Origin of the sequence: Pseudomonas sp. Bc-h (genome assembly GCF_002080045.1) — a bacterium.
Lineage (GTDB): Bacteria > Pseudomonadota > Gammaproteobacteria > Pseudomonadales > Pseudomonadaceae > Aquipseudomonas.
On the sequence record NZ_MUIN01000014.1, the window covers coordinates 60982 to 74707 of the forward strand.

Genomic DNA, 13726 nt, shown 5'->3' on the forward strand with positions numbered 1-13726 from the left:
ATCCGGATCTGCCTTGAAGCGCAGGGACGTTAACAGCTGTGAATATCGGCGTCGATAAGCTCCCTAAGGGTCATTCAAAGTCTGCGCGATCTCGCTTCTGGCCGAGGGATATTTCAGCCACCGAGGCTCTGTAGCAGTCCGGCCGGACTGCTACAGATCACCGAACATTCACGGCATCGCTCCTACGCCTGCAAGCTGAACAGGCCCATTTCGGGCGCATCACTGACCCAGTACTCGCTGACCGACCATCCCGCCCGCCCCGCGAGTTCGGTGAACGATTCGACCGTGAACTTGTGCGAGTTCTCGGTGTGCAGCCGTTCTCCCGCCGCGAAATGGAAGCTGTGCCCAGCGACTTTCACCACCTGCTCGACCTCGCTCACCAAATGCATTTCCATCCTTGCCTGCTCGGCATTCCACAGCGCCAGATGATGGAATGCATCGACATTGAAGTTGGCGCCCAGATCACGGTTGATGCGCGTCAGCAGGTTCTTGTTGAAGCGAGCCGTCACGCCTTCGGCATCGTCGTAGGCCGCTACCAGGGTGTCAGCGTCCTTGACCATGTCGACGCCGACTATAAAGTGCGCGTTCTTGCCCAAAACATCATGAGCGGAATGCAGGAAGTCCACGGCTTCTTCGTGGGTGAAGTTGCCAATGGTCGAGCCTGGGAAGAAGCCGACGCGGGTGTGACCGTTGGCTTCCTTGGGCAGGGTCAGGACGCGAGTGAAGTCATCCACCTGTGGCGCGACGATCAGCTTTGGGTACTTCTTGCGCAGGAATTGCGCGGCTTTGTTCAACGCCGTCGCACTGATATCGATGGGCACGTACACCGCGATGTGCGGCGCTGCGTCCAGCACCAGGCGGGTTTTCTCGCTGGCGCCGCTGCCGAATTCCACCAAGGCAGCGCCTTCGGGAATGGTCCCGGCGATCTGCCCGGCAATGCTTTTCAGCAGCCCGGTTTCGGCGCGGGTGGGGTAGTACTCGGCGGTTTCACAGATGGCCTCGAACAAGTCCGAACCCGCTGCGTCGTAAAAATATTTGGGCGATAGAGTTTTGGTCGGCGCCGACAACCCGGCCACCACGTCACGGGCGAATTCACTGTCCAGCGGATTGACCACCCCAGGTTGGCGGCTGTCCCGCGCAAGACGCAGGCCGGAGACCATCCAGCGTTTTTCAGCGTGGAAGAAGTTGCGGTACGTCACTCGACAGTGATCGGGCGATGTCACGCTAGCGCCGCCGCGCAACACCATCTGATTGACCATGAACTTGCCGTTGTATTCACCCACGGCACCGGTCGACGGTTTGAAGCCGGGGAAGGCGCTGTAGGCGCTTTGCGTCCATTGCCAGGCCACATCATCGACCTGTTCCAGCAGCCCGGCTCGCGCCGCCGCTTCCCATTCCGCTTCGGTGGGCAGACGCGCATCGGCCCAGTTGGCGAAAGCGACCGCCTCGTAATAGCTGATGTGGGTGACAGGCCCTGCAGGGTCGATATCTTCCAGACCGCGCAGGCTCATGCGCTTCCAGCCATTCTCATCGTGGTGCCAGTACAGCGGCGCGTTCCAGCCTTGCTCCTGCACCAGCGTCCAGCCTTCAGACAGCCACAGCGCAGCGGTGTGATAACCGCCGTCGGCGATGAAACTCAGCCACTCGCCATTGGTGACCAGTCGATCACTGATTTCGAAGGATTGCAGGTAGGTGGTGTGGCGTGGGCCTTCATTGTCGAAAGCGAACGTCTTGGCGCCATGGCCGATTTGCGTCAGGCCTGCACTCAGCGGCTTGAACTGCCCGCGACGGCCCGACGCATCTTTGGGCCAGGCCTTGTCGTAGGCTGGCTTGAGCGATGAGAGGCTGAACAGGTGCAGGATGTCCATCAGCAACAGTTCCTGATGCTGCTCTTCGTGAGCCAGACCCAGTTCGATCAGGTTCGAGACCTCGTCCGGCAGGTGAGTCATCAGCAACGCGGACATGTGTTCGTCCACATGTTTGCGATAGGCGATGACTTGATCGACCCCAGGGCGGGTCATCAAGCCCCGTTGCGGCCTCGGATGACGCGGCCCGACGGCTTCGTAATAGGAGTTGAAGAGGTAACAGAAGGTGGGGTCGAACACGGTGTAACCGGGGATGTTCGGTTGCAGCAGAAAGGTTTCGAAAAACCAGGTGGTGTGCGCCATGTGCCACTTGGCCGGGCTGGCGTCGGGCATCGATTGCACCACCATGTCCTCGGCGCTGAGGGGCGCTACCAGTTGTGCAGTGCGGTTGCGCACGCTTTGATAGCGCTTGCACAGGGGGTTGCTGGCGGGTGTCTCGCGAAGCTGGCGTGAGTGGCGCGTCATCGGGTCTTCTCCGGATCTTGCCGACGCCCGGTTGGCGGGTGCGATGCAGCCAGGCGGTACGGCTTCTCATGACCGGGGCGCAACAATGGTGTTGCGCCCCGGGCGTCATTTGGCGAAAGCAATCGAACGATGCAGCGTGGTTCATGGGCCAGGGGCGGATCAGTGAACCTTGAGGGTTACCTTGTCCGGATAAAAAGCGACGTGCCCCTCGATTTCCTTGACCGAGGGGTAGGCCTCTTCATAGGTCCATACGGCGTTTTCAGCCGACTGGCCATCGGCGGTCAGGCTGAAATAGCTGGCATCGCCCTTGTAGGGGCAATGGGTTCGATGTTCGGTTCGAACGTAATGTTCAATCGAAATATCCGAGCGGGGCACATAGATGACCGCCGGATACTGAGCTTCTTTCAGCTCCAGTGCCTTGTCGCTCTGCGCGACCTGCACGCCTTTGAATTGAACCGTCACCCGGCCCTTGAGCGGAGAAATAGTGATGGGGTGATCGGGACCTGGAATTTTCATGGCGATAAATCCTGTGTGGGCAAAGCAAACCGACAAGCCAAGCGCCTGCATCGGGCAGTCAGGCTGCCGAAAGAGGAAAACCAGTGTAGTTGCCGAGAATATGGATGACCGTATTTTTTTGCCGCTGAATCCTGTTTGGGTGCTGAACGGCGGTTTGCAGCGCGCTCCCGGCCCCCTGTATAACCTCTTCCTCGCGAGCGAATCCGCAAAGCGCCTGCTGATCCGCTGATGCTGAAAGCCTGAACCAGTGGCGTCACCGATAGTCAGCAATAACCGATAGTCAGGAATAAAGGCACCGATGTTCAAGGCAGTGGTGCCTTGTATGTCAATCTTGGTGTTGAGTTGAAACGAACGGGTTCCGGGGGCATGCATGAATGATCTGTCCAGTCTGCTCGACGCACTCGACAGTGCGCAGGCCGAGCAACAGGAAACGGTGATCGCCACGGTAGTCAAGGTCGAGGGCTCGGCCTATCGCCGCCCGGGTGCGCGCATGGTGATTGCGCAAATGGGTGATGCCACGGGAACGGTCAGCGGCGGTTGCCTTGAAAGCGATGTCAGTAAAAAGGCCTGGTGGCTGACTGCCAATGGCAAGCCGACGATGCGCAGCTACACCACTGGCGAAGATGATGACGAGCTGGAAGAGGCCGAACTGAGTTTTGGTCTGGGCTGCAACGGCACGGTGCATATTCTCTTCGAGCGGGTTAAGCCACAGGCCGCGAATCTGGTGGTGGAGGTCTTGCGCACGGTTCGGTCCAGCGGCGTCCCGGCGGCGCTGGCCACGGTGATCGGTACGCATGACGAACGCCATACCGCCATTGGCGAGCGAGTGTCGCTGGTTTCGGGCGCAGAATTGCAGCTGCAGATGCGCGAGCGATGGCTGGCGCAGATGATCGCTGAGGATCTGCAGTCGGTGCTCGATGCTCGTCGGTCCGCTACGCGTACCTATGAGGGGCAGGGCGGTGAGGTCGAAGTGTTGCTCGAATACATTCCGGCGCCACGGCGTCTGGTGATTTTCGGCGCCGGTCACGACGCCTCACCGCTGGTGAGCATGGCGCGTTTGCAGGGGTGGCACATTTCGGTGATTGATGCGCGCCCGCATTTTGCCCGCGCCCAACGTTTTCTCGACGCTGATCGCGTGCTTGCGTTGCCGCTTGAACCGCTGCCTGACATGACGGCGCTAGTTGCGGATGCAGCCGTCGTGGTGATGACCCACAGCCTGACTCAGGATCGGCATTGGCTCGGCCAGGTGCTCGAATGCGCGCCGCGCTACATCGGTCAGCTCGGCCCGCGCAGCCGTACCGAGCGAATGCTGGACGAGTTGCCAGAGCATCTGCGTCAGGCTTCGGCGTTCGCTGACTTGCATTACCCGGTCGGGCTGGACGTGGGCGGCGATACCCCTGACAGCGTGGCGTTGTCGATCCTGGCCGAGATCAACGCCGTGTTCAACGGCCGCAACGGCGGCATGCTCAAACACCGTGAAGCCAGCATTCACGCGGTGGATGTGAAGCTTGAACATGAAGCGGGGTTGCGGATGATCGGATGATTCGCCCGCAAACTGCTTGTGCCGAAGCCGAGCGTGTGGGGTCAGCCTCTCACGCGCTCGGCAGAATCAAATCTGGTCAGCGCAACCACGCAGACCCGGCCAACAACTAGACTCCCCCTCACGCACACCCACTTCAACCGCCAACACGCCGAATCGTCATACTGCACGGGCGGCCGGTGAGTAATATCGTTCTGGTCACGGTCTCAGGACAGAATCCATCAGGTCAGCTCGATGAACGACAAGTACACACCCCATGACTGGGCTCCCCACGAGCGGCCGACGATACCGGGTTCGCCCTCAACGCCGCTGCACTCGACGCCCAAGCGGCTGGCGTTTGCCATTGTCGGGGTGATCGTGGCGCTGACCGGCGGGTTGGGTAATGCGCTGGTGGTCGCGAACCTGCAATACCTGCAAGGCGCACTGGGCGCGACTCAGGCTGAGATCGCCTGGCTGCCCGCTGCCTATGTGATGACCAACGTCTCGATCAACCTGCTGCTGGTGAAGTTTCGCCAGCAATTCGGTTTGCGCGCCTTTACTGAAGTCTTTCTGGTGCTCTATGCGCTGGTGACCTTCGCCCATCTGTTCGTCAACGACATCAACTCGGCCATCGCCGTGCGTGCGGCCCATGGCATGGTCGGTGCCGCGCTCAGCTCCCTGGGGCTGTATTACATGATCCAGGCCTTCCCGCAGAAGTGGCGGACCAAAGCGCTGGTTCTGGGGCTTGGCACCGCGCAGCTGGCCACGCCGCTGGCGCGCCTGGTCTCCGAGGACTTGCTGCAGATTGCCGAATGGCGCGGGTTGTACCTGTTCGAGTTGGGGATGTGCCTGCTGTCGCTGGGCTGCGTGTTGATCCTCAAGCTGCCGCCCGGTGATCGCTTCAAGGCGTTCGAAAAACTCGACTTTCTAACCTTCGCCTTGCTGGCCTCAGGCTTTGCCGCGCTGTGCGCGGCTCTGTCGCTGGGGCGTATCGAGTGGTGGCTGGAAGAACCCTGGATCGGCCTCGCGCTGGCGTTCTCCATCGCGACGATCTGCGCGGGCCTTGCCATCGAACACAACCGCACCCGACCGCTGCTGATTACTCGCTGGCTGGGCAGCGGGCGCATGTTGAGATTTGGCCTGAGCGTCTTGCTGACGCGCATTGTGCTGTCGGAACAGGCCACGGGCGCGGTGGGTTTTCTACAAGGCCTGAATCAGGGCACCGAGCAGCTGCATACGCTGTATTTCTTCATGCTGCTGGGCAGTGTCGCCGGCCTGCTGGTCAGCGCGTTGACGATCAATGCGCAGCACCTGTTCAAGCCGCTGATCATCTCGCTGGCGCTGATGGCCATCGGCTCGAGCATGGACAGCTTTTCCACCAGCCTGACCCGTGCGCCGCAAATGTATTTCAGCCAGTTCCTGCTGGCTTTCGGCGGCACCTTCTTCCTCGGGCCAACGCTGGTGCTGGGCATGAGCGGGGTGATCAGCAATCCACGTAACATGGTCAGTTTTTCGGTGATGTTCGGGATCACTCAGAACGTCGGCAGCCTTATCGGCTCGGCGCTGCTGGGCACGTTCGAAGTCTGGCGCGAGAAATTCCATTCGGCGCATATCGTCGAGAACGTGACTCTTCTCAACCCACAGGTCCAGTTGCGCCTGCAAAGCTCCAGCGGCTCGCTGCTGTCTGCGATTGCCGATCCGTCCTCGCGCACCAGCCAAGGCATCCGCACGCTGGCGACCGCAGCCACGCGCGAGGCCAACACCCTGGCTTATAACGATGTGTTCATGCTGATCGCACTGATTGCAGTGCTGACCATGATCTGGATCACCATCCGTGCGACCTGGCTGTGGATCACCACCGAGCCCGTGGCGCCTTTCACCCCGGCCACCGCTTCGCCATCTCCTGTTCAACCTTCTGGCGTTCATTCTTCATGACAGAAACCGGCAAAACACCTGGCAGCGCTCCTGACGTTCAGCCTGCCTCGCAACCCTCACCGAGTCCTGGGCCCGCACCCGCACCGGCGGCCATGCCGGCCACCACCCAGCCGCGCTCGGCACGCATTCGCCTGGTCTCATCGATCCTGTTCGGCGGGGTCGCATTGGCGGGCGTATTGATCGTGCTTTATGCCTGGCAACTGCCGCCGTTCAGCAGCCCCATCGAAAGTACCGAGAACGCCAACGTCAGGGGACAAACCACAATCATCTCGCCGCAGCTCAGCGGCTATGTCTATGAGGTGCCGGTGCAGGATTTCCAGTGGGTCAAGGCGGGCGACCTGCTGGTGCGAATCGATGACCGGATCTATCAGCAGCATCTCGATCAGGGGCTTGCGCAACTGGGTATTCAAAAGGCCGCGCTGGACAACAACCTGCAACAACGCCGCAGTGCCGAGGCGACCATCGTGCAGCGTCAGGCGACCGTGGCGAACGCCGAAGCGCAGAGCCAGAAAGCGTCGGCCGACCTGCGCCGCAGCAATGCTTTGGTCACCGATGGCTCGGTGTCGAAGAGTGAGCTGGACGTGACCCGTGCCGCCGATGCTCAGGCACGCGCGGCGCTCGCCGAGGCCAAGGCGTCGCTGGAGATTGCCCGCCAGGACCTGCAGACCGTAATCGTCAACCGCGGCTCGCTGGAGGCGTCGGTGAAAAACGCCGAGGCCGCCATCGAGCTGGCACGCATCGATCTGAGCAACACCCGCATTACCGCGCCGCGTGACGGCCAGCTGGGCCAGATCGGCACGCGACTGGGGGCGTATGTCAATTCCGGGGCGCAGTTGATGGGGCTGGTGCCGCACCCCCGCTGGATCATCGCCAACATGAAGGAAACCCAGATGGCCAATGTGCGTCTGGGCCAGCCGGTGACTTTTACCGTCGATGCACTGCAAAACCGCAAGATGCGCGGCAGGGTGCAACGCATTTCTCCGGCGGCGGGCTCGGAGTTCAGCCTGTTGCCGGCGGACAACGCCACCGGCAACTTCGTAAAGATCGCCCAACGGATTCCGGTGCGCATTACCGTCGACAACGATCAGGACGAGATCGAGCGCCTGCGTCCGGGGATGTCGGTGGTGGTCAGCATCGACACCAGCCAGGATGGGCCGATACCGCCGGATCCGGTGGATGGATCGGTGGAGCAGCAGCATTGACCGCCGCAGTGCACTGATGCTGTAGCAGTCCAGCATCCCGGCGGTCGGCGATCTCAAAAACGCCACCGCCGGCAAGCCATGCTGCCAGAGACCTGCCTCTGATTTGTATCGCAGTGTATCTACAGTCCTCCCGGACACTTACCGATTCCATTGACCGCTTTGCCGACACATCCGCGATACCTCCAGATCGTTCAATAGGCTCCATCGAGACACAACGTCCCGGCCGAACCTAACGAACCTCTGGAGATCGCCATGAACTGGAAAAACCTCTCAATCGCTACCCTGTTCGCCGCCCTGAGCCTGGGCGCTCTGTCTGCGCAAGCCCAGGACGTGGTCAAGCCTGAAACCTACATGTACGGCACTCACCTGGACATCAAGCAGGTGATCTCTTCCAGGGAGGGCACCACCCCGGCCTGCGGCGTCGTGACTTCTCGCCTGACCTATCTGGATTCGATGGACCAGACCCGCGTGCTCGACTATCAGAGCTTCTCCGGCGGCTGCCACGACAACTGATCAACCGCGCTTCATGACTCTCGAACTCTTGGAGTGGCGCTGCATTCACTGCCACTCCTTTTCTGATCGCAGGTAGCCCCTATGTTGCTCATTGCCTTTCTCGGCGGGATTGTCACGGTTCTGAGCCCGTGCATTCTCCCCGTCGTTCCCTTTCTGTTTGCGCGCGCCGACCGCTCGGCCTCGTCGGTATTGCTGACGCTGCTGGGGCTTACCCTGACTTTCGCATTGGTGTCGAGCCTGGCGGTCGTCAGCAGCGACTGGGTGGTGACGGCCAACGGCATCGGTCGTGAAGTCGCGCTGGTGGTGCTGGTGTTGTTCGCCTTGTCATTGTTGTCGGCGAAAGTCGGCAGTTGGTTGACGTGGCCGCTGGTGGCCTTGGGCAATCGGCTTGATCCTGCGACCCGTCGCTTGTCCGGGCCGTCGGCTTCGCTGCTGATCGGTGTCGCCACTGGTCTGTTATGGGCGCCGTGTGCGGGGCCGATTCTGGGGATTATTCTGACCGGCGCCATGCTGCAGGGCCCCAGCGCGCAGACCAGCCTGTTGCTGTTGGCGTATGGCCTGGGTAGCGCGGTATCGCTGGGTACGTTGATTTTCGCCGGCCGTGGTTTGCTGTCGCGGCTCAAGCTGTCGTTGCCGGTGACTGCCTGGTTGCGGCGCGGTGCCGGGTGCGCCGCATTGCTGGTGGCGGTGGTGATTGCCAGCGGATCGCAGAGTCAGCTGCTGGCCGGCACTTCGTCACAGGGTGCCGCGGCGGTCGAGCAGCATCTGCTGACCGGTGTGCCGAAAGTCATCGATTTTCTGGTCGACAGCGTGAAGGCGGCGACTGCACCTGATGTGAGCGACAAGGGCGAGATGCCGTCGTTGTCCGGTGCCGTCGAATGGCTGAACTCTCCCGCGCTGAGCAAGGAGTCGTTGAAGGGCAAGGTGGTGCTGGTGGATTTCTGGACCTTCGACTGCATCAACTGCCAGCGCAGCATTCCGTACGTGAACGAGTGGGCGAAGAAGTACGAGAAGGCCGGCCTGGTGGTGATCGGCGTGCACACCCCCGAATACCCCTATGAGCGGGTCATCGACAATGTGCGCAAAAACGTGGAGAAGCTGGGCCTGAACTACCCGATCGCCATCGACAACAACTATGTGATCTGGCGCGCCTTCGGCAATCAGTACTGGCCTGCGCACTACATCATCGATGCGCAGGGCCAGATCCGTTACACCCACTTCGGCGAAGGCAGTTACGACACCCAGGAGCAGGTGATTCAGCAACTGCTCGAAGAAGCCAAGGCCAAAGGCTGATCAAGCCAGCAGGGACGACACCTAGACCATGCGTCTGACGGTGTTGTCCTTGCGCACGAAGTGATGCCAGATGGCGGCGACCACGTGCAGGCCGATGACGTAATAAAAGATCGTACCCAGCAACACATGCAAGTGTTCGAGGTTTTCGGCGGTGTCCTTGGAGATGTCGAACGGCGCCGGAATGCTAAGCGATGTCAGCGGGATCGGTAGTGCTCCACGTTCCAGCAACACCGTGAACAACCCCAGCAAAGGCTGCACGAAAAGAAACGCATACAGCGCGTAATGCGAGAGTGTTGCTGCCGGACGCAAGACCCTCTCAAGTGGCGGTGTGATGCCCGGTGGCGTATGGCGGCGACGCTCCGCCACGCGGAAAAACGCCATGATCAGCACCACGATTCCCATCCAGAAATGCGTCTGCACCACCAGCGTTCGCAAATCCGTGCCTTTGGCGAACTGGCTGCGGCTAAGAATCAGGATGTAGGCCAGCACGATCAGGCCCGCCATGACCCAGTGAAACCAGCGGGCTTTATAGCTGTAGCGCTCGGTAGTGGAAGGTGTACTCATGGTCGGATCCCTCATTTTTTGATTTTTTCGCCCAGGCCTGGCGATGGTTCTGATTTGTCATGAGTACGATCATTACCTCGCGTGCGGAAAACCTCAACATCGCTCTCCAATATCACTCCGCGGGCATAACCACTACCGAATTGCCTCGCTCAGAAGGCGACGGACATTATTGAAATTACCGTTGAACACGTGTTCATTAATAACGGTTCAAGAAAGGCACTCAATTGAATATAGGTCGTGCGAGTAATAACGGATGCGATGAACAGACTTCTTATTTCCTTCAGCGTCGAGCCCATTGTTGTTTTTATATTCGCCCTCGTTTGAGTTGCCTCGAATGAGGGTAAAAATTGATGTTAAATCCGCTTGGCTTAAGTCGTATTAAAAGTTAGCTGGTTATAATCATTCGTGATTGGTTAACTCTCGAAACAGGTTTGACAGGTCATCCGATTGGATCCATCTTTACCTCCGATGGTTCGGCGCTGCTCACCATCGGTTTGAATTTGATGGCATTTTGCTTATCTGCTTGCAGCGCGCACTTTTATTTATGGAAGTATTGAGAAGGACTCTCGTCATGGATGTCCCCGGGTTCGTTCGCTTGTTAAAACGTCAAATTATGAGTGGCGCAGACTGTTGGAATTATGTACCTGCTGAGCGTGAGGAATTGACACCTCATATGATTGCGAAACATTCTAAAATCATTGTTCTTTCAAATGACTTCCTTCCGCAGAAGTTTTCCGCTATCGCGCCCGTTATCGGTGTCTGCGCTACCCAGCTCCAGTGGATTGCTCAAACAGTCTTAAAACATGGCGCGAAGCGGCGTGAGCAGGCGGATTGTCTGCCCGACTCGTTGTCTGCCTCTGACGCGGCGTGTCGGCCTGGTGACCAACAGGTGTTCTCATGAAGAAGGTTGTCATTACCGGCGCCGCGGACGGGATCGGCAAGGCGACCGCGATTGCCTGTGTGGAAGCGGGCTTTTTTGTCATAGCTGCTGACAAGGACCGGCTGGGATTACAACATTTGCAGAAAATTCTCCCTTTCCATCGGCTCGAAACCCATCTTGCCGACTTTTCCTGCGCGAGTGTGTATCAGTCGTTCATCGGCGCTTTGTACGACAAGTTCAACCACCGCACGTTGCATGCGCTGGTCAACAACCCCGGGCTGTACCACGGCAAAAGCGTTTACGAGTACCGCGACGGTGAGATGGAGAAAGACTGGGCGATCAATCTCAAGTCGCTGGTTTCTCTGTCCAGGGATTTCGCCCGGCGTGAAAGATCGTCAGCTTCCCTTAACGAATCCGGAAGGGCCTTGCGCAGCATCGTCAACCTGACTTCCGTCGTCGCAGAGCCTGCCAGCATGGATGCTCTTTACGCCGCCGCCAAGGCGGGGGTCATCGGCACGACCAAAGCCAATGCCTGGAATTTCGCGCCCTATGTTCGCGTCAACGCGGTCGCCCCGGGGCTGGTTCGAAATATTTCGGTCGATGACCGCATTCCTGACTGTCGAGGCGCGGAATACGCAAGGCAGGAAATCCCTCGAGAACCGATCACCCCTGACGGGATAGCGGATGTGGTCATGTTCCTTCTGTCTGATCAGAGCCGCCATCTCAACGGGAGAGTCATAGCTGTGGATAACGGAGCCTGCCCTCGCTAGTCACATCGGACGACGCACATCAGGAAGATAATCATGCAACGCAAAAAGCTTCTCATCGTTGGCGGGGGAAATCTGTGCCTGCAGATCCTGCAGATTCTCGCCCCACGCAATCAGTTCGAGTTTCACGTCGCCAGCCGCCACCTGGAGCAGACCGTGAAGGTATGCAATCTGGTTCGTCTGGGGGCCTTGCAGCACGGGGTCCAGACCCGGATTCACAGCTGGGAAATGGATCTGACCGAAGCACGAATCGAACGCAACGCTGAAACCCTCTCAAGGATCAAACCGGACATCATTCTCAACTGCGCTTCGTTGCAGTCGTGGCGCGTTATCTCGCAGCTGCCCAAGGCTACGTTCGAAGCACTCGATCAGGCGCAATTGGGTCCCTGGTTGCCGATGCACCTGGCACCCGCTTACGCATTGATGCGCGCCATCAAGCAGTCTGGGACCAGAGCGTTGGTGGTCAATGCTGCCTATCCCGACGCAGTCAACGCGGTGCTGTTCAAAGTCGGTATGGCCCCGGACGTCGGCGTGGGGAGTATCGCCAATCTGGTTCCCGCCACCCGGTGCGCCATTGCGCTGCTGGCGAACTGTGAGCCTGCCCAGGTCAGAGTCAAACTCATCGGCCAACATTATTTCAGTCATGGCGTACCCCGCCACGGGCTGCTCCCCAACAGCCAATTCAGTTTGTGTTACTGGATCGACGAGAGGGAGTACACCGGCGAGTTTTGTGCTGAGAGGATTTTCGGCCTGGTCGCCGATGACTTCCGCCGTCTGGGTGGTGTGGATGGTCAGTATCTGACGGCCATGTCCGCTATTTCTGTGGTGGAGAACCTGTTCGCGGCTAATGAAGTCGAGGTGCATGCGCCGGGCCCTCACGGGTTACCGGGTGGCTACCCGGTCAAGGTTGGTGGGGGCAAGGTGCTTCTCGGGTTGCCTTACGGGATCAAGCGCGAGGTCGCGATCGATATCAACGAGGCGGGTCAGCGTCAGGACGGCATCGATTCGATACGGGCGGACGGTACGGTCCGTTTCGGGTTCGAGCAAATGACGGTCATGGAAAGGATGCTGGAGTACTGCATGCCCACTATGGCAGTGCGTGACGCGGCCTACGCGGCGGGGGAGCTGGGCATCAAGTATCGGGAATTCACCCGGAAAATCTGTCAGCAGGGAGTCAGCGACCATGTTCCTCAAAGACCAGCTCGTATCCGTTATTTCGGGTGACCCGAGTGATCAACACTACGCCCATCAGTACAACACCGATTTTGTCAGCCGCTGGGACGAGCTCATCGACTGGGATAAACGCGCGGCCGGGGAAGGGACGTTTTTTTCCGATCTGCTACTGAAGGTGGGCGCCTGTCGCGTGTTTGATGCCTCCACCGGCAGTGGCTTTCATGCCGTACAACTGCACAAGGCCGGTTTTGATGTGACGGCGTGCGATGGCAGCCCGACCATGGTCAAACGCGCCAGACTCAATTTCGCCAGCCGGGGCCTGCGGATCCCCATCCACGGCCTTGACTGGCGGAAACTTGAGCCTCGTCAGCTGGGCACCTTTGATGCTGTGCTGTGCCTGGGCAGTTCGTTGTGTCACATCTTCGATAAGGATGAGCGCATCGACGTGCTGAAGCGCTTTCGCAGTCTGCTCAGGCCAGGCGGGTTGCTGCTGATTGATCAGCGAAATTTTCATGCAATTCTGGCTGGAAAATTCTCCTCGCCTGGACGTTATTACTACTGCGGCAGGACAGTAAAGGTCACGCTGGGCGAGGTGCATGAGTCGCTCTGCGAGTTCGTCTACACCTTCGCCGACGAGGTGTCCTACCGTCTGCGCGTATACCCGATCCTGCCTGAGCAGTTGCGCAACGAAATGAGGCTTGCCGGATTCGACGATCGAAAACGATTTGGCGATTTCAAGTATGTCTACGACCCGATGCGCGCCGATTTCATCATCCATCAGGCACGGGCCTGAGTATTGAAAAACAAACGCTACCAACGTTTAGCCTGCACCCAAGTCGCGATCGGTGTCGCTTGGACTGTCGCGCGCTTTGAAGCATGAGCGAACCGACAAAACCCTGTAGCAGTCCGGCTTGCCGGCGGCAGCGATCTTCCGTACGCCACCGCTGGCAAGCCGGACTGCTACAAGTGTTTGTGGCGTCTCGAGATGTAGAGCTACACACCGAACCCTATTGGAGGAGCTGGAGCTGAGCGAC

12 protein-coding genes are annotated in these 13726 nt (G+C 59.3%); 9 read left to right on the plus strand and 3 right to left on the minus strand.

The window, feature by feature from the left end:
- Positions 1–182: 182 nt before the first annotated feature.
- Both egtB and BWR59_RS33165 read right to left on the minus strand, forming a co-directional pair.
- Entirely contained in the window at positions 183–2330 is a 2148-nt protein-coding gene (gene egtB / locus BWR59_RS26670) for an ergothioneine biosynthesis protein EgtB (protein ID WP_081568686.1), read from the minus strand.
- 159 nt (positions 2331–2489) lie between these two features.
- Positions 2490–3218 (minus strand): DUF427 domain-containing protein, encoded by a 729-nt coding sequence (locus BWR59_RS33165; protein ID WP_343287007.1) that lies wholly within the window; start codon positions 3216–3218, stop codon positions 2490–2492.
- Between BWR59_RS33165 and BWR59_RS26685 the strand changes: the two genes are divergently transcribed.
- The 5 genes from BWR59_RS26685 to BWR59_RS26705 all read left to right on the plus strand — a co-directional run bounded on the left by BWR59_RS26685 (position 3217) and on the right by BWR59_RS26705 (position 9308).
- The gene (locus BWR59_RS26685) at positions 3217–4389 is read left to right on the plus strand and encodes an XdhC/CoxI family protein (protein ID WP_081568689.1); all 1173 of its coding nucleotides are present in this window, start codon (positions 3217–3219) and stop codon (positions 4387–4389) included. The two genes, BWR59_RS33165 and BWR59_RS26685, sit on opposite strands and share 2 nt — an antisense overlap.
- A gap of 231 nt (positions 4390–4620) precedes the next feature.
- Positions 4621–6300 carry an MFS transporter gene (locus tag BWR59_RS26690; RefSeq protein WP_081568690.1) on the plus strand — a complete coding sequence of 560 codons (1680 nt, stop codon included), beginning with the start codon at positions 4621–4623 and terminating at the stop codon, positions 6298–6300.
- A gap of 92 nt (positions 6301–6392) precedes the next feature.
- Positions 6393–7502 (plus strand): HlyD family secretion protein, encoded by a 1110-nt coding sequence (locus BWR59_RS26695; protein ID WP_230982097.1) that lies wholly within the window; start codon positions 6393–6395, stop codon positions 7500–7502.
- A 252-nt stretch (positions 7503–7754) separates the two neighbouring features.
- Positions 7755–8015, plus strand: coding sequence for a DUF2790 domain-containing protein (locus BWR59_RS26700; RefSeq protein WP_081568692.1), 261 nt, complete (start codon positions 7755–7757; stop codon positions 8013–8015).
- Between the two features lie 81 nt (positions 8016–8096).
- Complete coding sequence (locus BWR59_RS26705) at positions 8097–9308, plus strand: cytochrome c biogenesis protein DipZ (RefSeq protein WP_081568693.1); 1212 nt, start codon at positions 8097–8099, stop codon at positions 9306–9308.
- A gap of 21 nt (positions 9309–9329) precedes the next feature.
- Here the strand turns inward: BWR59_RS26705 and BWR59_RS26710 are convergent, their stop codons facing one another.
- The gene (locus BWR59_RS26710; RefSeq protein WP_081568694.1) at positions 9330–9872 is read right to left on the minus strand and encodes a cytochrome b; all 543 of its coding nucleotides are present in this window, start codon (positions 9870–9872) and stop codon (positions 9330–9332) included.
- Between the two features lie 571 nt (positions 9873–10443).
- Here BWR59_RS26710 and BWR59_RS26715 point away from each other — a divergent pair.
- Genes BWR59_RS26715 through BWR59_RS26730 form a run of 4 tightly spaced genes read left to right on the plus strand, consistent with a single transcriptional unit; the run spans position 10444 to position 13485 of the window.
- Positions 10444–10773 carry a hypothetical protein gene (locus tag BWR59_RS26715; protein WP_081568695.1) on the plus strand — a complete coding sequence of 110 codons (330 nt, stop codon included), beginning with the start codon at positions 10444–10446 and terminating at the stop codon, positions 10771–10773.
- On the plus strand, positions 10770–11522 hold the full coding sequence (locus BWR59_RS26720) for an SDR family oxidoreductase (RefSeq protein ID WP_081568696.1): 753 nt from the start codon (positions 10770–10772) through the stop codon (positions 11520–11522). The genes BWR59_RS26715 and BWR59_RS26720 overlap by 4 nt, the downstream gene beginning before the upstream one ends.
- Positions 11523–11555: 33 nt before the next feature.
- On the plus strand, positions 11556–12743 hold the full coding sequence (locus BWR59_RS26725; protein ID WP_081568697.1) for a hypothetical protein: 1188 nt from the start codon (positions 11556–11558) through the stop codon (positions 12741–12743).
- Positions 12703–13485, plus strand: a complete 783-nt coding sequence (locus BWR59_RS26730) for a class I SAM-dependent methyltransferase (protein ID WP_081568698.1) — start codon at positions 12703–12705, stop codon at positions 13483–13485. Before BWR59_RS26725 ends, BWR59_RS26730 begins: the two co-directional genes overlap by 41 nt.
- The last annotated feature ends 241 nt before the right edge of the window (positions 13486–13726 follow it).

Excerpts from the sequence above, each read along its gene's own strand:
- egtB (WP_081568686.1), bottom strand. The coding sequence starts at position 2,330 with ATGACGCGCCACTCACGCCAGCTTCGCGAGACACCCGCCAGCAACCCC.
- BWR59_RS26725 (WP_081568697.1), top strand. The coding sequence starts at position 11,556 with ATGCAACGCAAAAAGCTTCTCATCGTTGGCGGGGGAAATCTGTGCCTG.
- BWR59_RS26700 (WP_081568692.1), top strand. The coding sequence starts at position 7,755 with ATGAACTGGAAAAACCTCTCAATCGCTACCCTGTTCGCCGCCCTGAGC.
- BWR59_RS26710 (WP_081568694.1), bottom strand. The coding sequence starts at position 9,872 with ATGAGTACACCTTCCACTACCGAGCGCTACAGCTATAAAGCCCGCTGG.
- BWR59_RS26705 (WP_081568693.1), top strand. The coding sequence starts at position 8,097 with ATGTTGCTCATTGCCTTTCTCGGCGGGATTGTCACGGTTCTGAGCCCG.
- BWR59_RS26690 (WP_081568690.1), top strand. The coding sequence starts at position 4,621 with ATGAACGACAAGTACACACCCCATGACTGGGCTCCCCACGAGCGGCCG.
- BWR59_RS26695 (WP_230982097.1), top strand. The coding sequence starts at position 6,393 with ATGCCGGCCACCACCCAGCCGCGCTCGGCACGCATTCGCCTGGTCTCA.
- BWR59_RS26715 (WP_081568695.1), top strand. The coding sequence starts at position 10,444 with ATGGATGTCCCCGGGTTCGTTCGCTTGTTAAAACGTCAAATTATGAGT.
- BWR59_RS33165 (WP_343287007.1), bottom strand. The coding sequence starts at position 3,218 with ATGCATGCCCCCGGAACCCGTTCGTTTCAACTCAACACCAAGATTGAC.
- BWR59_RS26685 (WP_081568689.1), top strand. The coding sequence starts at position 3,217 with ATGAATGATCTGTCCAGTCTGCTCGACGCACTCGACAGTGCGCAGGCC.
- BWR59_RS26720 (WP_081568696.1), top strand. The coding sequence starts at position 10,770 with ATGAAGAAGGTTGTCATTACCGGCGCCGCGGACGGGATCGGCAAGGCG.
- BWR59_RS26730 (WP_081568698.1), top strand. The coding sequence starts at position 12,703 with ATGTTCCTCAAAGACCAGCTCGTATCCGTTATTTCGGGTGACCCGAGT.